This window comes from Novosphingobium sp. TCA1, assembly GCF_009811895.1.
Lineage (GTDB): Bacteria > Pseudomonadota > Alphaproteobacteria > Sphingomonadales > Sphingomonadaceae > Novosphingobium > Novosphingobium panipatense_A.
The window spans coordinates 26,801-47,432 of the sequence record NZ_BLJH01000030.1 but is presented as its reverse complement, the minus strand read 5'-3'; the positions used below and the strand labels follow the sequence as shown (position 1 = coordinate 47,432).

Sequence of the window (20,632 nt, the reverse complement as noted above, 5' to 3'; positions counted from 1 at the left end):
CCCCGCTTTCTTGCGATGGGGGAACAAGCTGTCCGTCTCTGTTGGCGACCGTAGCAACCAGGTGGTCCGCTGCGGTGAGAGGCCCTCTAAGACCACCCCACGATTCGGTCAACACGCTAATTTCAAAAAAATGACTTCTTTCAAAAAAATGACCGTTTTCCAACGTGCGCCTCCTACCGCCCTGCCCTCACACACTCGCCGGGGCAGGGCGGCTTTGTCAGCCTCTCAAACGCGCTTCGGAAAGATCGAGTTCGCGCGTGAGTTTGCGGATCGTTTCGCTGCCCACGTTGCGCTTGCGGATCAGTTCGCCCAACGCGGCCCGCTCCGCCTTGAGGCCGACGAGGCGGAAATCGCGGAACAGGCGTTCCTGCTCGCGCGCGGCGTCTCGCTCGTCCTCGCTCAAGCCTTCTATCCTCTCGCGGTAGAGATCCATCACCCTGCCGCCGGCTGCGGCATAGCGATCCGCATCGCCATGGCTTTCCGCAAGGCGGTGCTGATGGCGCTCGATTGCCTTGATCGCGGCTTCGGCGGTATTAACGCGCGCGGCATCCTCTTCGGCCTGCTTCGAAGGCTCGCCGGGCATGGTGAGGTCCTTGAGCAGCACTGGCAAGGCAATGCTTGCCAGGACCAGCGAGACGATGATCACGCCTGCCGCCAGGAAGATCGCCAGATCGCGCGCCGGGAACGGCGTGCCGTCGTTGAGCACCAGCGGCAGCGTAAGCACACCCGCCAGCGTGATCGCGCCGCGCACGCCCGCGAACGACATTGCCGCGACGAGCCTCCAGTTCGGGGTGCTTATCGCGGTGTCGCTAGCCTTCGCGCCGTTTGCGCGCTTGCGCAGGATGGTGAACTTCAGCGACACCCACACCCAGGCAAAGCGCAAGGCGGCAAGACCCAGTACGATCGCCACGACATAGAGCGCCAGCCAGCCCGGCTGCGTATGTCCGGTGAGCGCCACGGTCCGCTTCGCTTCGGCGAGGATGGCCGGAAGCTGCTCGCCAAGGAGCACGAAGATGATGCCGTTGAGGGTGAACTGGATCGTGTCCCATACCGAATTGCGACGCATGCGGGTGACGGCCATGGCTTCGCGCGAGATCTCGGCAAACGTCATGGTGACGCCGGCGCTGACTGCGGCGAGGATGCCCGATGCATGGAAGTGCTCGGCCAGCATGTAGGAACCGAAGGGGATCAGAAGGCTCACGAGGATCTGCGAGCCGGTATCCTCGCCCCAACGCCGCGTCACCCAGGCCTTGGCACGGGAGACGACGAGCGTGACGACCACGCCGATCACAAGACCTGCGCCCGCAACCCAGAGAAAGTTCAGCGCCGCACCTCCGGCCGAGAACGTGCCCGTCAGCGCAGCCGCCACGGCAAAGCGCAGGCAGACCAGACCGGACGCGTCGTTCAGCAGGGACTCGCCCTCGAGAATATGCATCATGCGCTTCGGGATCGGTACACGGGCCGCGATGGCGGATACCGCGATCGGATCGGTAGGCGAAACGACTGCGGCGAGCGCGAAGGCCACCGCCAGGGGCATGGCCGGAATCATCCAGTTGATGAAGAGGCCCATGCCGATCACCGTGGTCAGCACCAGCCCCAGTGCGAGTTCCACGACCGTCGAGACGTCCTTGAACAGTTCGTCCTTGGGAATGCGCCAGCCGTCGAGGAACAGAAGCGGCGGCAGAAAGAGCAGCAGGAACAGTTCGGGGTTGAGCGATACGCTGTAGGAAGTCGACAGGCCGATCACGCAGCCCAGCAGGATCTGCACGAGTGGTGTCGGTACCGACCAGGGCAGCATGCGCGATACCGCGCCGCTCACCACGACCGCCAGCAAAAGGAAAAGTACGACCGAAACTGACTCCAAACCTGAGCTCCTTCTCTTTTTCGGGCTGATGCTTCTGCCGGGGACCATGGCGGCCCGGGGCGTAGATTGCAAATCCTGCACCCGGCGTTTCCGGCCGATCAGGCCGGGCGAAACCCTTTGATACAATTTCTATCAGGCTGCCGGGAGGACTTGCTGTCATGAATGATGGGGCGCCGCGCCTCGGGCCGGAGATACTCGAACGAAAGCGAGCAGTGACGAAGACCGCCCTGATCATCCGGCATGTGCCCTACGAGGGCGTCGCCGGTTACCGCATGCCGATCGAAGCCGCCGGATACGACGTCGACCGGATCGATGTGACCGACCCCGCGTTTTCCTCGCTCGATCTTTGCTGCCCGGACCTTCTGATCATGATGGGCGGCCCCATGGGCGTCTACGAACAGGACCGTCACCCCTGGATCCCCTGCCAGATGCGGCGACTGGCCCTGCGACTGGAAGCGGAGCGGCCAACGCTGGGCGTGTGCTTCGGCGCGCAGATGATCGCCGCGGCGCTCGGGGCCGAAGTCTATGCCGGGCCGCACAAGGAAGTGGGGTTTCACAGCGTTTCCGTCCACGCCGATGCCCTTCAAGGTCCGCTGCGGCATATCGCGGAAGTCCCGGTGCTGCATTGGCACGGCGACACGTTCACTCTGCCCGAAAATGTCGAGTTGCTGGCGTCCAGCCATCTCTACGAGCATCAGGCCTTTCGCCGCGGGAGCAATATCCTGGCTTTGCAGTTCCACGCCGAGATGGGTCTGGACCCGCGCTTCGATGCCTGGATCGAGCAATGGCCCGAATCGGTGATCGAGGCAGGCGGCGACGAGGCTTCGCTGCGCGCGGCCCATGACAGGCTGGGGCCGTCCGCCGTTGCCGCGGGCCAAGCGATGATCGCGGAATGGCTGACGGGCCTGAGTATTGGTTAAGGGCGCTCACATCCGTGACGAGCTTGCGACGCAAATCTCAGACTTTCGTCGCTTTCCTTTCCAGCAACATCCGGCGCATCTCCCGGCCTCGCGCCGCCATGCCCCGTTGCTCGTAAAGGCTGAAGGGCGGGTCGATCAGCCATGACGACAGGGTAAATGCGGTTTCCCATCCCGGATGGCGCAATTGTCTGTCCCGCCTCCAGCCTTGGAGGCGTGTCCTCCAGCCCGATCTGCCCCCCGATCTGCCAATTGCTACCCGCACGCCCAGCCACTGCGCCAGACTGTCCAGTTGAACCGCCAGCGCGCGGCGGGCGCGACCATCTGGAAACAGCGCGGCGAGTTCCGCACCGTCCAGGCCTTTCGCCTCGCGATCGATCGCCGCCATGTCGGCGAGATGGCGCAAATCGATCCGTCCGCGCCAGTAGTCCCCTTCCTGCAATTGATCGTGCAGCACGAACAGTCCGGCAAGGGCGGCGGAGGACGGCATCGCGGCCTTCCCTGCGCCGATCGCGAAAGGGCGGCACCATTGCATGAGCCATCCGGCATCGCGCGCGGGGCCGACGCGTTTCAGGCGGTAGTGCAGATCCAGTCCCCCGGCATCGCATTCCCTGCCCAGATTGGCGCCCTGCTCGTCCTGATGCATCGAGAGAATGCGGCTGTAGCCCAGACCCTCCAGCACCTCCACCGCCAGAGCGTCGTCCTGCTCGCGCACCATCAGGTCGAGGTCGGTGAGCAGGCGGTTGGCGCAATCCGGCCCGCGCCGTGCCAGAAGCGCCGCGCCCTTGAGCAGGATCGGCGTAATTCCGCGTGCGTTCAGGGCAATGACGGCCTCGGTGAGCTGGGCATGCATCATCTTGTTGCGCGCCGCAGTGCGTTCGGCGATCACGCGGAGCAGGCTCGCGACCTCAGGCGGGATCGCCGGATCGCCCCTTCGGCCTATTCCGAGGGCCTCGGCCAGCGCCGGGGTCACCAGAGTGCGGTTCGCGAGAGCCAGCACGGCTTCCCAGTCCACCATAGGCGGCACGCCGCCTTGCAGGCACCGGCACAAGTCCGACAGCGCCTCAAGCTCGCTGGGGCGGTCCGGCATTCAGGTAAGGAAAAGCCGGAGGCAGAGGAGCCAAGGGCGATCCGGCCTAACCAAGCAGGGCCTCGATCCACGGCAGGGCCTGCTCCGCCTCGGCGTATCGCAAGGCGCAGGCTTCGGCATTGTCCACCATCCGCGCCAGTCCGCGCATCTGCGCCGAGGTGCAGCGGCCGCCCTGCACGAAGCCTTCTTCCAGCAGGCGGCCGAGGCATTCTATGGGAGACTGCGGAATCGCTTCGGCCGCGACATCCTCCTGGCGCCGCAAGTCGACGATGACGGCAACCCGGTGCCAGCCCGGCCCCGCCGCGCTGGAAGCACGGGGCGGCAAAGGCGCGTAGCGCAGCCATTGCCCGTCCGCGCGCAGTATCGGCGGCTGTGCCGCAAGGTTCGGCAGCACGCCGTCGAGGCGGTCCCAACTGCCGCTCTTGACGGTGAGCGGCAAAGGCACGCCCATGACCAGCCCGGTGCGCGGATCGAACAGCACGATATCGTCCCCGGCAAGCCTCAGACCGCCACCAGCCACACCGGCCATGGCCGCAAGCGTGGATTTTCCCGCGCCCGGCGCGCCTATCAGCAGGATGGCGCCCGCTTCCGGGGCATCCGGGTCGACCAGACAGGCCGCGTGAAGCGCGACATATTCCGGCTGATCCAGCACGAGATCGACGATCGCGCCGCGCAGGATCGGCGCAGCGGCGGCGCGCGCGGTGAGGGTTCCCGCACGGGTATCGAAAATACCCGCAAGATCGTCCGGCCCCTCGCCCATCGCCTCCACCGTGACGCTCGTCATGGAGCGACCGTCAGCCGGCGCCATTGCCGAAAAAGTTGCAGGCAGATGGGCGTAAGGCGCGGCGAGTTCGGCGCCCCAGGCCCCGAGAGGAAAGCGGATGGCGATCTCGCGACCGCCGGCATGAAGGGAAAGCCCTCCCACGCCCTCGGCGCAGGGTGCGAAAGCGGCGGCCACGATCCGCTGCGTGCTCCAATCCGCCACCAGGGCATCTACCTCGGCGGGCGAAAGCCCCAGAGCGGCGTGCAATTCCCGGCGCAATTCGGCAAGGCCGATGCCGTCCGCCAGCAAGGCGACCAGCATCCCCGCCGAACCGTTGAGCGCATTCAGCCGCTGCGTCGCCTCGACGAACAGAACCGGCCGATCGGCAATGACAAGGGGCAGCACGCCTTCCGCCAGATGCAGGACCGGGCCCAGATCCACGACGGAGTTGGGCGCTGCCGCCTCATCCACCGCGACATCGCCGGCTGCCTTCGCCCCAGACGCCAAGCCGCCGTGCATCGCGGCTACCTCCCCCAGCCCGTTCCGGCGCGAAACCGATCGAACCCGACACTGTCAGGACAATGGCCTCGCTGCCGAAGAGATCAATGTTTGCCGCCGGTCCTGCCGCCATCCTTGCCCTTGGGCAGGCTGGCCTGCGGGCTCACGACCCCGCCCTTGCCGTCGCCCGTTCCGGGAATGCCGGTGTCCTTCGGACCCGAACCGGAACCGCCGCCGTCCTTGACGCTGCCGCCGTCGCCGGTGGCGCCGCCGCTACCCGAACCGCTGCCCGGCATGCCGCCCGAACCGCCGCCGCTGGAACCGCCGCCACCGCCGCCGCCCCCACCGCCACCACCCGACTTCGCGATCGCGGTCGAGGTGAGCGACGTGGACAGCAGCATCGTCATCGCCGGGGGCACGAGAAGCGAATACTTCCCGCAGGCGGCAAGAAAGGAACGACGGTCATTGTGGCCGAGCCCGGCCGATTCTTCCTCCGCTAGCTTCATGGATTCGTCTCCTCGCCAAGTCGATTGAAGCTACATGAAGAGAACAAGGCGCAAACGGGCTATTTGGGCTATTCGCGGGCACATATCCCAATGCCACGCGCCGCAATTCCAAATGGGACGATGCCGATACCTCCAACGGGCCGCTTACAGGCTACCAAGGATGTAGAGGGTGAGGATCATAGCAGCGGACTGACCAGCCTTGCGCCGTTTTCGGCAAGGCGCCGCATGCGCGAACGTGCCCGCCAGGTCGCCAGGTCCAGTTCGTCGCTGCCCGCCATGTACTCCCGCTGGATGCGCGCGAGATCGTCGATCGTCGGCCGGTCGAGCAGGAGCAGGCTCACTTCCTCGTTGAGCTGGAAAGAGCGGACGTCGACATTGCTGGAACCGACGATGCCCAGGCTTTCATCGATGCGCACGGCCTTGGCGTGAAGCAGGTAGCCGCGATAGCGGTGGATGCGTACGCCGTGCGAAAGCAGTTCGTCGTAGTAGGACGATTGGGCCAGGTTGACGAGCAGCTGGTCCACCACCTCAGAGACGATGATATGGACTTCCACGCCGCGCAGGACGGCTGTGATGAGTGCGCCCAGCAGCCCTTCGTCCGGGATGAAATAGGGGGTGACGAGCACGACTTCCCGCTCTGCCCGCGCCACTTGCCAGGTCAGCAGCGTCAGGAAACCTTCCAGCGGATAGTTGGCGCCGCTGGGCAGGACCTGAAGGGCCGAGAATCCGGCCGGATCCGGCAGGGGAACGGCCGCCTCCAGCAATTCCTCGGTTTCCATGAACCAGTCCGACACGAAGATCGCCGACATCGCCGCCACGGCGGGTCCGGTGACGCGGGCGACGAGTTCGCGGTTGGTCACGCCGGGCCGGAAATCCTTTGCGACGATGTTGAGCGATCCCGCATAGCCGATCCGCCCATCGATCAGGAACAGCTTGCGGTGATTGCGCATGTCGCGCCGCGTCCGCCCGCGGATCAGCCGGAACGGCAGCATGCGGCGCACCCGCACCCCCTGCCCCCGCAGCGCCTGGAGCGTGCCTTTCAGCCAGCGGTAGGAACCGACCGGATCGACCAGCACATGGCAGGGCACGCCGCGCTCCACCGCCCGGCCAAGTGCCGCGATCACCCGGCCCGCCGTGGCATCGTCCGCGAAGATGTAGGACAGCAGGCGGACATGCTCGCGCGCGGCGTCGATATCGGCCACCAAGCGGGCGATCACGGCGTCGTAGTCGTCGAGCAGCTCGACCCGGTTGCCGCCCACCGCCGGAAGATGGCCCAGACGATCGGCCAGCGCGACGACTTCCGCCGGTGCCTCCCCGACCTTCGGCGCCCCGCTGCGCATCAGCGCGGCGGCGGTGCCAAAGAAGCCGCGCAGGCTCTCGAACCGTTCGACCCGCCAAGCCGGAAAGCGCGGACTGCCGATCGCGGCGAACAGCAGAAGGCCCGGAACCGGCAGGAAGAAGATGAGCAGGAGCCAGCTTGCGGCCGCCGCAGGCGTGCGCCGCAAGGGCACGACCGCCAGCATCGTCAATCGGATGCCCCACTCGACGATGTAGAACGCCTCGCCGAGAGTAGGCAGCGTGATCATGCCGGGATTGTTGGGCAATCCGATCGACTTGGCAAGCCCGCATGCTCGTAGCCGCCCCGAGTTTCAGGATTTCTTCTGGAGCTTTGCCCGGCGTGCGGGAGGCCCGGGCGCGAGCGTCTCGATCACCTCCGCCAGTTCCGTGCCGGGCCGCACGAGGTGAACCGTTCCCGGCACGCTCGCCTGGACCACGCAGACCGCATTCTTCGGACATATGCCGAGGCAGGGCACCGGCACTAGCTTGTAGCGCCCCTTCTCCTTCAACGGCGCCTTCAGTGCCTTTTCCAGACGCTGCTCGCCGTTCTTCCCGAAGCCACCGTCGGCCTTCTTGCCGCACTTCCGGCAGATCAGCAGGACATCATCCCACTTGGCCGCGATATCGCGAATATCTCCCTGGCTTCGGGACATTGCCGGTTTCCTTGCAGTTCATTGGGCCATCTGCCCACCGGCATCCTTGCAGGGCCCCACCGAAACCGCGAGCGCGAAATCCCGCCTTCTGTCAGAGGCAGCGACGATCAATCGCCGTCGCCAAGCCTGCATTCGCGATCGGCGTAAGCCCTGTTCCGACTGTCTCGCGCGGCGCGCTCATTGCAGCACGCGCACGGGATCGCTGCCATCCCAATCGCGCGCGGCGGCTTTCATCATTTCGAACAGGCCTTCCGATCCGGCCATGGGCTGCAGGTATTCGATCACGAAACCGGGGCCCTGGCCGGGATCGACGTAGATCACCGCGCCATCGTCGCCCACTTTGCCCTCCACGATCACTTCGGCGCCCACTTCGGCGCAGGCGCGGCGTGCCTCGGCAATGTCCTTCACGAAGACGCAAACATGGTGCAGCCGGTCGCGCACCGCATATTCGCCGGTGTAGAGCGAGGGCGCCGTGCTCTCGGTGCGGATCAGCTCGATCTGGATTTCGCCCCAGTAGCCGATCGCCATCGAGAAGGTGGCATCGGTGGGCTGGCCCTTGTACGTCATCTCGCCCAGCCGCACGTCGTTCAGCACGAAGAACGGGCCGACGCCCACGGTTTCGATCCAATACGTCAGCGCGGCATCGAAATCGCTGGGGAAGTAGGCCAGCTGGACCACTTCTCCCAGTGCTTTGAGCAGTCCCGGTTTGGCCGGACTTGTCATGGCTTGTCCTTATTCAAGCGAAGAGGCCTTGCGGCTCCTCGATGAGGGTCTTCAGTGTCTGGAGGAACTGCGCGCCGGCAGCCCCGTCGATGGCGCGGTGATCGACCGAGAGAGTCAGAGCGATCCGCGTTTCGAACGCCACGCCGCCAGCGGCCGTTTCCACCGGCTGGCGCTGTGCCGCACCGACGGCAAGGATCGCGCCCTGCGGCGGATTGATGATCGCATCGAAGTTCTCGACCCCGAACATACCGAGGTTGGAGACCGAGAACGTGCCGCCCTCCATGTCCTCCATGCCGAGGCCTTTTCCCTGCGCCTTGTCGATCAGGCGGCGGGTTTCGGCGGCAAGCTGATCGATCCGCATCCGGTCCGCCTGCCGCACCACCGGGGTGACGAGGCCCTTGGGGCCAGCCACCGCGATCGCAATGTCGGCATGGGGGAAGCGGTAGGTGTCGGTTCCGTGGACCTGCACGTTCACCTCCGGGTGGCGGACGAGCGCCATGGCGCAGGCCTTGACCACCCAGTCGTTCACCGAAGCCTTGCAGCCCAGCACCAGATTGGCGCTCCCCCGCAGATCGAGCAGCGCATCGGCGCGGGCGGAGAGACGCAAGTAGAAATGCGGGATTTCCTGCTTCGCCTGCGTCAACCGCTGGGCGACCACCTTGCGGATGCGGTCGAAGGGCACGATCTCCGGCTGGTTGGCGCCGGCGACGAAGGCAGGCGGTGCGAGTGTGTCAGAATTGGCCGGCGCAGGAACCAGCGCCAGTACATCAGCCTTGGAAATGCGGCCACGCGGGCCGGTTCCGGCCACTCCGGTGAGCACGATCCCGTGCAGCGCGGCGATGCGGCGGGCGAGCGGGGAGGCGAAGACTTTCGCGTCGTCCTCCGGCAGCGCCAAAACGCCCTTCAGCACCGGACTGGCCGGTCCGCGCATGGCCTTGACCACGTCCTGATGGGTGATGCGGCCATTGCGCCCGGATCCCTCGATCGCAGCGATATCGACGCTTTCCTCTTCCGCGAGCCTCAGCGCCTCCGGGCTGATCGGGCGATTGGTCTCGATCGGCCCGCGCATGCGTTCGGGCGTGCCGGCGATGGCGCCGACCGGCTCCGCCACCTTCGCCTTCGACGCGCCCTGGGCCACACCGCCCTCAGCCGGCGTGAAACCGGCGATGAAGGCATCGATCTCGTCATCCGAGTGCGCCCCCTCGTCGAACACCGCCAGCAGCGCGCCCACCGGCGCGGCCTCGGTGCCGCCGGTGACCATGATGCGGCGCACGGTGGCGTCGTATTCGGCCTCCACTTCGTTGGTGATCTTGGCGGTCTCGATCAGGCACAGCGTCTGGCCGCGCGTGAAGCTGTCGCCTTCCTTGACCATCCATTCGGCCACGGTCCCTTCCGTCATCTCGATGCCCCACTTGGGCATCGTGAAAGCGCGGATCCTGCTCATGACGGCGCTCCCTTCAACGGTATGCCAGCGTCTTGCGGACGGCAGCGGCGACTTTCGCGGGGCTGGGCAGATAGGCGCCCTCCAACTCGCGGGCGAAGGGCACCGGGGTATGCGGCGCGGTGACCATCTCGATCGGGGCTTTCAGGCTGGCGAAGGCCTTGTTCGCCACCAGAGCGGCGATGTCGGTGGCAAGACTGCAGCGCGGCGGCGCCTCGTCCACGATCACCAGCCGCCCCGTCGCCTCCACGGAGTCGAGGATCGCTTCCTCATCGAGCGGAGAGGTGGTGCGCAAGTCGATCACGTCGCAGCCCACGCCGTCCTGCGCCAGATCGTCGGCGGCGGTCTCCGCATAGCCGACCATCATCCCGGAGGCGACGATCGTCACATCCTCCCCCGCCCGCGCCAGTCGCGCATGGCCGAAGGGGATCGTGAAATCGGGGTCGTCCGGCACCTCGCCGGTCATCGCATAGAGAAACTTGTGCTCCAGAAAGACCACCGGATCGTCGTCCCGGATCGCCTGCCGCAGCAGTCCGCAAGCATCGGCGGGGGTCGCGGGCATGACGACCTTCAGGCCGGGCATGGACGTCACGAACTGGCTGACCATCTGGCTGTGCTGCGCGGCGGCGTTGTAGCCCGCGCCGCAGGGCATGCGGATCACCGCCGGGCAGACCGACTTGCCGCCGAACATGTAGCGGAACTTGGCGATCTGGTTCCACAGCTGGTCCATGCAGACGCCGATGAAGTCCGCGAACATGATTTCCGCCACCGGCCGCTTGCCGGCCAGAGCGAGGCCGCCCGCTGCGCCCATGATCGCGCTTTCGCTGATCGGCGTATCGATCACCCGGTCCGGCCCGAACGTTTCGTAGAAGCCGGTGGAGGTGGACCAGATTCCGCCGATCGCCTCCGGGCCGCCCGCCGTGCCCATGCCGCCCACCACGTCCTCGCCCAGCACGACGACACGCGGATCGCGCTGCATTTCCTGGAATATCGTGCCGCGAATGGCGTCGCGATACATCATTTTAGCCATGTGTTTCGCTCCGCCGTCAGTAGCTGATGTAAACGTTTTCGAGGACGTTCTCGGGGCTCGGCCGAGCCGCCGCGCGAGAGGCTGCGACAGCCTGCTCGATGGCGCCGAGGGCGTCGCTATCCACCGCGTCCAGATCGGCGTCCGTCAGCAGTTTCGCCCCGGTTACCTTCTCGCGGAACTTGCGCAGGCAATCACGCGTGGCGCGCAACCGGTCCAGTTCCCCCTCCCCGCGATAGCGCTGGGGGTCGCCTTCGAAGTGGCCGAAGAAGCGCTCGGTATCGAATTCCACCGCCGCCGGGCCGTTGCCGGGCGTGCGCACGAATTCCAGCACTTCGCCGAAAGTATCGAACACCGAGAAGAAGTCCGTCCCATCCGCCCGCCAGACTTTCATGCCGAAGGCTTCGGCGCGGCTGGCGATGTCCTGCGCGGTGCCCACGGCATAGGCATCGCCGGTATGTTCCGAATAGTGGTTGTTCTCGAAGACGAAGATCGCCGGCGCCTTGGTGACGACGGCCAGGTTCATCGCCTCGAACGTCGTGCCCTGATTGCACGCCCCGTCGCCCGAGAAGGCGATGGAGACGGCCAGCTTGCCATTCTCGTCCGGCCCGTCGATCTTGTTTGAAAGCGCCGCGCCCACCGCGATCGGCGCGCCGGCGCCGACGATGCCGTTGGCACCCAGCATGCCCTTGTCGATATCGGCGATGTGCATGGAGCCGCCCTTGCCGTTGCACAGGCCTTCCTGGCTGCCCCAGATCTCCTTCATCATCCCGGTCACGTCGCAGCCCTTGGCCAGGCAGTGACCATGGCCGCGATGGGTGGAGACGATCTTGTCCCGCTCCGAAAGATGCTCGCACACGCCCACCGCCACGGCTTCCTGCCCGCAGTAGAGGTGCGTGAAGCCGGCGATCTCCCCGGTCTGGATCTCCTCGTGAAGGCGTTCCTCGAATTCGCGGATCAGCTTCATCTGCCGATAGGCGCGCGTCAGCGCCTCGCGGTTCAGTTGCATCCCGGCTTCCTCTCCCATTGTGGTCCGCATCTTTTCACGGTTCCCTTCAAAGGCCCAATACGGACTTGGCGATGATGGTGCTCTGCACCTCGTTTGTCCCGCCGAAAATCGTCCAGGCCCGGCTGTTGAGATAGCGGGCGGCAGCGACTTGCGCGGCGCGAGAATGAAGCGGCTCCGGCGCATTGTCGCCGTAGAGCGGGCGTGAGGTTTCCAGTTGGAGCCCGGCGATGCCGAACAGGTCCACCGCAAGCAGATCGATCTCCTGCCGCAGGTTCGATGCCAGCAGCTTGGTGAGCGAGGTCTGCGGCCCGGGTTTCCGGCCCTTGGCGATTTCGGAGATGATCTTCAGCTCGATCATCTCCAGCGCCTCCACGCCGAGCCGGGCCTTGGCCATGCGGCGGCGCCATTCGATGCCCTCCGCCAGAGCCCCACCGCGCCCGTCGCTTTCCGCTTTCGCCGCCGCCTCGATCTGGGCGAGGTCGTAGCCCAGCTTGGGCGCATGGCACGATCCGCCGCGCTCGTTTTCGAGGAGGAACTTGGCGATGGTCCAGCCCTGTCCTTCCTCGCCCACAAGGTTTTCGGCCGGGACGCGCACGTCTTCCAGGAAGACCTGATTGACCTCATGGTCGCCCGCCGTCGTCAGGATCGGCCGCACCGAAACGCCGGGGCTGGCAAGGTCGATCAGCAGGAACGAGATGCCCGCCTGCTTCTTCACCTCCGGGTTGGTGCGCACCAGCGTGAACATGCCGTTGGCGTGGTGGGCATGGGTGGTCCAGATCTTCGATCCGTTGACCACGTAGTGGTCGCCCTCTCGCACCGCGCGGGTCTTCAGGCTGGCAAGGTCGGACCCCGCGCCCGGCTCCGAAAAGCCCTGGCACCAGTAATCCTCGCCGGAAAGGATGCGCGGCAAATAGCGGGCCTTCTGCGCCGCGCTGCCGAAGGTCCAGAGCACCGGGGCCAGCAGCTTCAGGCCCAGCACGGTCAGGTTCGGGGCGCCGGCCACAGCGCATTCCTTCTCGAACAGGTAGCGCTGCAGCGGCGTCCAGCCGGTGCCGCCATGTTCGACCGGCCACTGATAGCCGAGCCAGCCCTTGGCGGCGAGCACCGCGTTCCAGGCCTGCCCGATGTCCGGCTCCACGAAGACCGAAGGCGTGGCGGCGGCGCCGGCCTTCACCGCATCGGGCAGATGATCGCGCAGAAAGGCGCGCACATCCTCACGGAAAGCTTCGTCGGCGGGGGAGAGTTCGATGTCCATCCGTTCTATCGTTCCAGAATCGTCACCGCGGATACGCCCGGCGCGCCGTAAACGTGGCTGTAGGCCGTCTTGGGGCCGCCCCCCCTGTGGCCGGGCACCTGACGGCCGCCGCCGTCCCCGCGCAGTTGCACCACGTTTTCGTAGACCTGCCGCAGCCCCGAAGCGCCGATCGGCTCTCCGCAAGCAAGGCAGCCGCCATCGGTGTTGACCGGCAGGGTCCCGCCGATCTCGGTCCACCCTTCGGCCAGCCAGCGTTCCTGATCGCCATCGGCGCAGAAGCCGTTCTCCGCCATGTGCATGATCTCCGCCCCTGCCTCGGTATCCTGAAGCTGGGCCACGTCGATGTCGCCCGGACCGATCCCGGCCAGACGGAAGGCATCGGCGGAGGCGATGCGCGTGGCGGTACCGCGCGGCGCGCTGTCGTCCGCCACCACGTCCACGCTGGGCGCGAAAACCTCGAAACTGTGCGGCGGGCGAGTGCGCATGGTCGCGGCCTTCAGGCGCACCAGCGGCCTGCCCAGTTCGCGCGCCTTCTTCTCGTTGGCCAGCACGAGCGCCACGCCGCCCTCGGCCGGGGAGCAGAACATGTACTTGGTATAGGGGTCCGACACGAGCGGCGCGGCCAGGATCTCCTCGATCGACACCGGCTGGCGCCGCCAGGCGTGCGGCGCGTGGGCGCCGTTACGAAAGGCCTTTTCCGCCACGCGGGCCAGCGTCTGGTGAGAGATGCCGAACATGTGCATGTAGCGCATGATCTTCGCGGCGAAGAACTGGGTGGTGACCATATAGCCCGCCTCTCCGTACCAGTCGGGCAGGTTGTATTCGCTGGGCAGCGCATTGAAGGCGCCGCGCGGATGCTTGTCGAACCCGACCGCAAGGCCAAGCTCGAACTCCCCCGACTTGATCGCCATCTGCGCCGAAAACAGCGCCGATCCGCCCGCCGCGCAGCCGTTGCGCACATTGATGAACTGCACGCCGGTCAGCCCCAGCCGGTCAACCATCGTATCGGGGTTTCCGGCTGCGTCCGAACTGCCATAGGCGAACTGGACCTGCGGCCAGTCCACGCCCGCATCGGCCAGTGCCTGCCGCACTGCGAAGACGCCCTGATCGACGCCGGACAAGCCATCGGTGCGGCCGAAGGGATGGATGCCGATGCCGACGATGCAAACGTCGCTCATGCCCCCGCCCCCACGATCGGCGCGAAGGCCGGAATGGCCAGCGGCTCGGCCGCTTCGGGATCGAGCGGCACTTGCACGAGGCGCAGCGGCATCCCGATCTCCACCGCATCGAACTCCGCGCCCACCAGCCGCGCCTCCACGATCACCTCGCCCGGCAGCTCGACATAGGCGACGATCCACGGCGCAAAGGCCTCGGGCCCGGCATAGGGCGGCGTCTTGGGGCGATAGCGCTGCACGGTGTAGGACCAGAGGCGGCCCTCGCGCGCCAGCGGCACGGGATCGCAGCTATCGCCGGCAGGGCAGGGAAACACCACGCGCCCGGTGGTCCGCTCACGGCCGCCCAGCAGCCGGGGCGGCGTCTCGTCGGTGAACAGGCCTTCGGCAATGGCGCGCATCGTTCTCCCCATCTCTCGGCTTTCGAGTCCGTTGATGTGAATGGTTTAAGCGCGCCCGCGCCGCCTTTGTGACTCACCAAAACGCTAGGGTAGCCAATGTGCCAGTTCGTGCGACGCAATGGGGCGGGAGAACGAACTGATGGCAAAGAGCTGGGACTACATCATCGTCGGCGCCGGTTCGGCCGGCTGCGTCATGGCGGAACGGTTGAGCGCAGACGGGCGCGCGCAAGTGCTGCTGCTGGAAGCGGGCGGCACCAACGACAGCTTCTGGGTCACTTTGCCCAAGGGCGTGGCGAAGCTGGTGAAGAAGCCCGAACACATGTGGGCCTATCCGGTCAGCCAGCCGCGCGAGGAAGGCGCCAACGAGGCGGGCGATGAGGTCTGGATCCGGGGCAAGGGCCTTGGCGGCTCATCCTCGATCAACGGCATGATCTGGAGCCGGGGCGAACCGGCCGATTACGACGCCTGGGAAAGCGACGCGGGCGCCACCGGCTGGAACGGCGCGAGCATGACCGCCGCCTTCCTCGAACTGGAGGACCACGCCGCCGGCGCTTCCCCGATGCGCGGCATCGGCGGCCTCGTCCATGTCGACCCCGCCTGCTACACTTACCCCTTGGCAGAGCGCATGATCGAATCCGGCGAAGCGCTGGGTCTGCGCCGCGTGGACGACCTTAACGCAGCAGCCGGCCCACGCGTCGGCTATTACAGCCACAACATCCGGGACGGCCGCCGCGAATCCTCGGCACGGACTTATCTGGCGGCAGCGCGCGGGCGGCCGAACCTGACGGTGGTAACCGGCGCTCTGGCGGAGCGGATCGTGTTCGACGGCACCCGCGCCACGGGGATCGATACGGTGGTGAACGGCCAACCGCAGCACTTCCCCTGCTGCGGGGAGATCGTGGTGAGTGCGGGCGCGATGGAAAGCCCGCTGCTGCTCCAGCGCTCCGGCATCGGCGATTCCGAAAGGCTGAAGGCAGCGGGTATCGCCCCGCTCGTCCATTCGCCCGACGTGGGGGAGCGGATGATCGAGCACCTGTCGATCTCGATCCCCTACCGACTAGAACACGGGCGCGGCACCAACCGCAGCTTCTTCGGCATGGGCGCGGCGATGGCGATGCTGCGCTATCTGCTCCGGCATGACGGCGTACTGGCGACCGGGCCTTTCGAGGTTGGCGCGTTCTGCAATGTCGCCCATCCCGACGGGCGCACCGACGCGCAGTTCTATCTGGGCGGCTACACTTTCAAGGTCGGCGACGACAAGGATCCGGTGCCGCTCGACAAGATCGATCCGCGCCCCGGCGTCACCATCTACGGACAGTTGCTGCGCCTCACCAGCGAGAGCGCGGTGCGGGCGACGGGTCCGAACAGCGGCGATCCGGCCGACATCCGCCACAATTTCCTGACGACCGAGCACGACCGCCGTTCCGCCATCGCCTTGGTGCGCAAGATGCGCGCTTTCATGGCCGAGGCGCCGCTGGGGCAGATGGTGGGCGCGGAACTGGTGCCCGGCGCGGAAATCGACAGCGACGCGGCCATTCTCGCCGCGTTCCGCCGCCTGTCCAGTTGCGGCCTCCACGCCATCCGCTCCTGCCGCATGGGCAGCGACCCCGCCGCCGTGGTCGATCCGCGCCTGCGGGTGAACGGCGTAACCGGCGTGCGGGTGGCCGACTGCTCGGTGATGCCGGGCCACGTGACCGGCAACACCAACGCCCCCGCCATGGCGCTGGGCCTGCGCGGCGCGAAGCTGATGCTTGAGGACCGGATTACCGTCTAACGCGGTCCCTTGCGAAGGAGGTAACCCAAGTCCGCTCGGGCTGAGCCTGTCGAAGCCCCACCGCAATGCCTTGCCGCAGGGGGCTTCGACAAGCTCAGCCTGAGCGGGTGGAGGGGCCGCCCTGAATCTTCTACGGACCGACGAAACCGCTCCAAGACTCACAATTGCGAGAAAGCGGTCTTATCGTTTCCCCACCTCGTCATCCTGAACTTGTTTCAGGATCCATTCCGCCGCTCAAGCCAAAGGCCTGTAGGATAAGCCACGCCCTCGCTTATCGATTAAAGCAACAGGATTGTGGCGGGATGGACCCTGAACCAAGTTCAGGGTGACGATGGAAATTGCGGGAACGTGGTCATTCGCGCATACTTGAAAAATGCGCGCGTTGCGCGGGGTTCAAGGATTCCTCAGGCCAATCGATTTCTCGTCCCGAAGCCGGAAAGTAATCTCGTCGATGGTCGCTATCATAGAACAGAGTACCGTGTATGCCTACGACGTCTCTTTTCAGGATGGGTCGGCTCCACATCGGGCCAATGACGCGGCTGGCCTCTTCTTGGCCAAGACGCTCGAACACATCTTCGACAATTTGCATTTCACTGCCGCTTGGAAAAAGCGCCAGAAATTCATCATCGGTCACTTGAAATAAGCTAAAGGTTGCGTTTGCCGCGCCATCGATGATTTGAATGTTTTTCATGGGTCTTCACATGCGCTACGCATTTAAGATCCGCAATGCGAGCGCAGGAAATCCGCACTTCCGCCTTTCCCAACCCTCAATTATGCAGCGAAATATAGCCCAACTGCGCCGCCTTGAAGACCGTCTGGCTGCGGTTCACCGCATTCAGCTTGGTCGCCGCATTGTGGATGTGGAAGCGCACGGTGGCGCGGCTGCGGGACATGATCATGCTGATCTCAAGATCGGTCTTGCCGATCGCCGCCCAGCGCAGGCACTCCACTTCGCGCTTCGACAGGCGCGATTCCGGCGGCAGCGCCTGGGTGGAGCCCATCACCTGAATATAGGTCGCGATGAAGGTACGAGCATAGAGCCCCAGCGCGTCCGACAGGCGCAGGAAGTCTTCCGAAAGGTCGGTCCGCTCCTTGTCCAGCGGATTGAAGCTCACCGCGCCGATCTGGCCGAACGGCAGGTGTACCGGCACGGCGATGCAGGCGCGGGTCATGGCGCGCTGTTCGAAATTGGCGATGTCGATGGATTGCAGGTAGGCGTTCGGCTCACGCGTGCGGAATCCTTGCGCATTGGCCCAGAACGGCTGGCTCTCGAAGCGGCACGCCGTCGTCAGCGGGGAATCGAGCGCGATGCGCGAATTGCGCCACCACACCCGCTCGTCATCGCCCCAGCCGAACACTTCGATGGCCAGCACCTTGCCCTCGCCATCGACGGGGGTGCGCTTGTCGGCAATGTCGTGCGCGGGCGCGGCCCGGTAGCCGAGGTCCATGGCGATCTTGTGCAGAGCCTCCGCCGCCGGGCGAATGTCAGCCGGCGAGGAGATGCGCACGGCATCTATGTTTTCCTGTGACAACAGCGACATGTTTTTCCTCTCTTGGAGGGGAGCTTAACGCGCCCGATCAGGCTGCACAATTGCCCGAAAGCCGAAAAACGGTGCCTGCCGCCCTAGCCTTTTGCCCAGCGGAGACGGTCCCATGGGAGGTGCTACATCCGTGTGGCAGACGGGAGAGGCATGTGAATTTCGATCTCAGCGAAGACGAGGAAATGCTCAAGGCGCTGACCGAGCGCTTCGTCACCAATACGTACGACCACACCGCCCGCCGCCTGTTTCTGGCGGAGCCGAGCGGGTTTTCGGGCAAGAACTGGGCGCTGCTGGGCGAACTGGGCCTGATCGCCGCGCCCTTCCCCGAGGAGCTGGGCGGCCTCAGCCTCGATGCCACAGGCATCGCCACCGTGTTCGAGGCACTAGGACGCGGCATGGTGGTGGAGCCGCTGGCGGAAGCATCCGTGCTGGCAGGGCGCCTGTTCGCGCTGACCGCGCCCGAGGCGCTGCGGGGCGCATGGCTGGACGGGCTGCTCACCGGTGAAAAGCGCCTCGCGCTCGCCCATGCCGAAGCGAAAGCGCGGAACGGGCTGACCTGGATCGAAACAACCGCCATGCCCGATAACAACGGCTACCGGCTGGATGGCATGAAGCCCTATGCCATCGCAGGTGGCGGCGCGGACGGCTATCTCGTCTCCGCCCGCTTGTCCGGCGCGCCTGCCGACGCGGAGGGCGCGGCGCTGTTCCTCGTCCCCGCCGACACCCCCGGCCTGTGCCGCCGCGAATGGCCGCTGGCCGATGGCTCGATTGCCGCCTCGCTGATCCTTAAGGGCGTGTCCCTGCCCGAAAGTCACCGGCTGGACGGCGGCGTTGCCGCGATCGAGGAGGCGCAACAGGTCACCGCGCTGGCCCGCTGCGCCGAAGCGCTGGGCATCATGGAGCGCATGTTCCACGACACGCTGGACTACGTCCGCGCGCGCGACCAGTTCGGCGCGGCGCTGGGCTCGTTCCAAGCGATCCAGCACCGCATGGTCGCGCAATATGCCGCCATCGAGCAGAGCCGGGCACTGCTGAACCTGGCGCTGGTCTCCTGGGACGGCGACCGCTTTGCCGAAGCGGTCAGCGGCGCGCGGGCGTGGATCAGCGCGGCCTCCATCGAACTCGCGCACGAAATGGTGCAGTTCCACGGCGGCATGGGCGTGACCGACGAGCTTGCCATCGGCGCGGGCCACAAGCGCCTGCTGGTGCTTTCCCGCTGGCCGGAAGGGCCGGAGGCGGCGCTGGACCGCTATGCCCGATCGCTGAACTAGGGCCGATCGACATCCTCTGCAATCGATAGTACAAAAGAACACATAGAGAACATTTTCATTGCATCAGGCTGGAGGCTGCTCCATTTTGCACCTTCGAATCCGCGTCTCACTGGCGCGGACAACAAGGTCCCGACCGATGCCTGCGCTCGAAATCGCCGAAAAGCTCTCGATCCTCGCCGATGCTGCGAAGTACGACGCCTCATGCTCTTCGTCGGGCGTGAAGAAACGGGATTCGCGGGATGGCAAGGGCATAGGCTCGACGCTGGGCGGGGGCGGAATCTGCCATGCCTATGCGCCCGACGGCCGCTGCATCAGCCTGCTCAAGGTGCTGCTGACCAACAGCTGCATCTTCGACTGTCATTACTGCATCAACCGCAAGTCCTCCAACGTGCGGCGCGCCCGGTTCACGGCGCAGGAGGTGGTGGACCTGACGCTGGACTTCTACCGCCGCAACTACATCGAAGGGCTGTTTCTCTCCTCCGGCATCATCCGCAGCCCCGACTATACGATGGAGCAGATCGTCGAAGTGGCGCGCTCCCTGCGCGAGGATCACGATTTTCGCGGCTATATCCACCTCAAGACCATTCCCGATGCCGATCCCGTGCTCATCGCGGCGGCCGGCCGCCATGCGGACCGCGTGTCGATCAATGTCGAATTGCCGACCGCCAGCGGGCTCCAGCGCCTGGCGCCCGAAAAGTCGCAGGCCCGCATCGAAGGCGCGATGGGCACGATGCGGAGCGCCATCGAGGACGGCGCCGATGCCCGCCAGCGCTTCCGCTCCGCCCCTTCCTTTGCCCCGGCGGGCCAGTCGACCCAGATGATCGTCGGCGCCGATGCCGCGACCGACCGCGATATCGTTTCCCGCGCGGCCTCGCTCTATGAGCGGTTCGACCTCAAGCGGGTCTATTATTCGGCATTCAGCCCGATCCCCGACGCCAGCACGGTCCTGCCGCTGCGGCGCCCCCCACTTATGCGCGAGCACCGGCTCTATCAGTCGGACTGGCTGATCCGCTTCTACCAATATGCCCCGCAGGAAGTGAGCGCCGCCGCCGACCCCGCCACCGGCATGCTTCCGCTCGATATCGATCCGAAACTGGCCTGGGCGCTGCGCTTCCGCGACCGTTTCCCCATCGACGTCAACCGCGCCCCGCGCGAGATGCTGCTGCGTATTCCGGGCCTGGGCATCAAGGCCGTCGACGCCATCGTCGCGGCACGCCGCTGGCGCACCCTGCGGCTGGACGACGTGGCGCGCATGACGGTATCGGTGAAGAAATTGCGCCCTTTCATCGTCACCGCCGACTGGCGACCGGGCGCCCTGATCGACCGCGCGGACTTGCGCGCATTGGTCACGCCGCCCGCCACCCAGCTGGAACTGTTCGCGGCCTGACC

General features: G+C 66.0%; 19 protein-coding genes. 4 read left to right on the top strand and 15 right to left on the bottom strand.

Annotated features, from left to right (window positions below; translation table 11 throughout):
• Nucleotides 1-217: 217 nt before the first annotated feature.
• On the bottom strand, nucleotides 218-1,864 hold the full coding sequence (locus NTCA1_RS23345) for a Na+/H+ antiporter (protein ID WP_201282581.1): 1,647 nt from the start codon (nucleotides 1,862-1,864) through the stop codon (nucleotides 218-220).
• Between the two features lie 212 nt (nucleotides 1,865-2,076).
• Here NTCA1_RS23345 and NTCA1_RS23340 point away from each other — a divergent pair, with 212 nt between their 5' ends.
• A complete protein-coding gene (locus NTCA1_RS23340) occupies nucleotides 2,077-2,784 on the top strand; it encodes a glutamine amidotransferase (RefSeq protein ID WP_255490582.1) in 708 nt (235 codons plus the stop codon).
• A 37-nt stretch (nucleotides 2,785-2,821) separates the two neighbouring features.
• On the opposite strand, the gene NTCA1_RS23335 is transcribed toward NTCA1_RS23340, so the two are convergent.
• The 12 genes from NTCA1_RS23335 to NTCA1_RS23280 all read right to left on the bottom strand — a co-directional run bounded on the left by NTCA1_RS23335 (nucleotide 2,822) and on the right by NTCA1_RS23280 (nucleotide 14,657).
• Entirely contained in the window at nucleotides 2,822-3,871 is a 1,050-nt protein-coding gene (locus NTCA1_RS23335) for a nucleotidyltransferase family protein (protein ID WP_159831987.1), read from the bottom strand.
• Between the two features lie 46 nt (nucleotides 3,872-3,917).
• Nucleotides 3,918-5,153: a hypothetical protein gene (locus NTCA1_RS23330; protein WP_133085327.1), complete on the bottom strand. Its 1,236-nt coding sequence runs from the start codon at nucleotides 5,151-5,153 to the stop codon at nucleotides 3,918-3,920.
• An 83-nt stretch (nucleotides 5,154-5,236) separates the two neighbouring features.
• Nucleotides 5,237-5,638 carry a hypothetical protein gene (locus NTCA1_RS23325; protein WP_159831986.1) on the bottom strand — a complete coding sequence of 134 codons (402 nt, stop codon included), beginning with the start codon at nucleotides 5,636-5,638 and terminating at the stop codon, nucleotides 5,237-5,239.
• Between the two features lie 176 nt (nucleotides 5,639-5,814).
• Nucleotides 5,815-7,224 carry a cardiolipin synthase gene (gene cls / locus NTCA1_RS23320; RefSeq protein WP_133085328.1) on the bottom strand — a complete coding sequence of 470 codons (1,410 nt, stop codon included), beginning with the start codon at nucleotides 7,222-7,224 and terminating at the stop codon, nucleotides 5,815-5,817.
• Nucleotides 7,225-7,287: 63 nt separating this feature from the next.
• Complete coding sequence (locus NTCA1_RS23315; protein WP_159831985.1) at nucleotides 7,288-7,629, bottom strand: (2Fe-2S) ferredoxin domain-containing protein; 342 nt, start codon at nucleotides 7,627-7,629, stop codon at nucleotides 7,288-7,290.
• 177 nt (nucleotides 7,630-7,806) lie between these two features.
• Entirely contained in the window at nucleotides 7,807-8,352 is a 546-nt protein-coding gene (locus NTCA1_RS23310) for a VOC family protein (RefSeq protein ID WP_133085330.1), read from the bottom strand.
• 13 nt (nucleotides 8,353-8,365) lie between these two features.
• Nucleotides 8,366-9,796, bottom strand: a complete 1,431-nt coding sequence (locus tag NTCA1_RS23305) for a 2-oxo acid dehydrogenase subunit E2 (protein ID WP_133085331.1) — start codon at nucleotides 9,794-9,796, stop codon at nucleotides 8,366-8,368.
• Nucleotides 9,797-9,809: 13 nt separating this feature from the next.
• Complete coding sequence (locus NTCA1_RS23300; RefSeq protein ID WP_133085332.1) at nucleotides 9,810-10,823, bottom strand: alpha-ketoacid dehydrogenase subunit beta; 1,014 nt, start codon at nucleotides 10,821-10,823, stop codon at nucleotides 9,810-9,812.
• Nucleotides 10,824-10,839: 16 nt separating this feature from the next.
• Nucleotides 10,840-11,829 (bottom strand): thiamine pyrophosphate-dependent dehydrogenase E1 component subunit alpha, encoded by a 990-nt coding sequence (locus tag NTCA1_RS23295; protein ID WP_133085357.1) that lies wholly within the window; start codon nucleotides 11,827-11,829, stop codon nucleotides 10,840-10,842.
• 46 nt (nucleotides 11,830-11,875) lie between these two features.
• Entirely contained in the window at nucleotides 11,876-13,084 is a 1,209-nt protein-coding gene (locus NTCA1_RS23290) for an acyl-CoA dehydrogenase family protein (protein ID WP_133085333.1), read from the bottom strand.
• 5 nt (nucleotides 13,085-13,089) lie between these two features.
• Nucleotides 13,090-14,262 (bottom strand): thiolase family protein, encoded by a 1,173-nt coding sequence (locus NTCA1_RS23285; RefSeq protein ID WP_133085334.1) that lies wholly within the window; start codon nucleotides 14,260-14,262, stop codon nucleotides 13,090-13,092.
• On the bottom strand, nucleotides 14,259-14,657 hold the full coding sequence (locus tag NTCA1_RS23280; RefSeq protein WP_133085335.1) for a Zn-ribbon domain-containing OB-fold protein: 399 nt from the start codon (nucleotides 14,655-14,657) through the stop codon (nucleotides 14,259-14,261). Before NTCA1_RS23280 ends, NTCA1_RS23285 begins: the two co-directional genes overlap by 4 nt.
• A 139-nt stretch (nucleotides 14,658-14,796) precedes the next feature.
• On the opposite strand from NTCA1_RS23280, the gene NTCA1_RS23275 reads away from it, so the two are divergent.
• The gene (locus tag NTCA1_RS23275; protein WP_133085336.1) at nucleotides 14,797-16,431 is read left to right on the top strand and encodes a GMC family oxidoreductase; all 1,635 of its coding nucleotides are present in this window, start codon (nucleotides 14,797-14,799) and stop codon (nucleotides 16,429-16,431) included.
• Nucleotides 16,432-16,783: 352 nt separating this feature from the next.
• Here the strand turns inward: NTCA1_RS23275 and NTCA1_RS23270 are convergent, their stop codons facing one another.
• Together NTCA1_RS23270 and NTCA1_RS23265 are read right to left on the bottom strand one after the other, a co-directional pair.
• A complete protein-coding gene (locus NTCA1_RS23270; RefSeq protein WP_086492239.1) occupies nucleotides 16,784-17,122 on the bottom strand; it encodes a hypothetical protein in 339 nt (112 codons plus the stop codon).
• A 76-nt stretch (nucleotides 17,123-17,198) separates the two neighbouring features.
• The gene (locus NTCA1_RS23265) at nucleotides 17,199-17,972 is read right to left on the bottom strand and encodes a LuxR C-terminal-related transcriptional regulator (RefSeq protein ID WP_086492238.1); all 774 of its coding nucleotides are present in this window, start codon (nucleotides 17,970-17,972) and stop codon (nucleotides 17,199-17,201) included.
• Between the two features lie 152 nt (nucleotides 17,973-18,124).
• Here NTCA1_RS23265 and NTCA1_RS23260 point away from each other — a divergent pair, with 152 nt between their 5' ends.
• Both NTCA1_RS23260 and NTCA1_RS23255 read left to right on the top strand, forming a co-directional pair.
• Nucleotides 18,125-19,243: an acyl-CoA dehydrogenase family protein gene (locus NTCA1_RS23260; RefSeq protein ID WP_133085337.1), complete on the top strand. Its 1,119-nt coding sequence runs from the start codon at nucleotides 18,125-18,127 to the stop codon at nucleotides 19,241-19,243.
• A 136-nt stretch (nucleotides 19,244-19,379) separates the two neighbouring features.
• Nucleotides 19,380-20,630: a putative DNA modification/repair radical SAM protein gene (locus NTCA1_RS23255; RefSeq protein ID WP_086492235.1), complete on the top strand. Its 1,251-nt coding sequence runs from the start codon at nucleotides 19,380-19,382 to the stop codon at nucleotides 20,628-20,630.
• The last annotated feature ends 2 nt before the right edge of the window (nucleotides 20,631-20,632 follow it).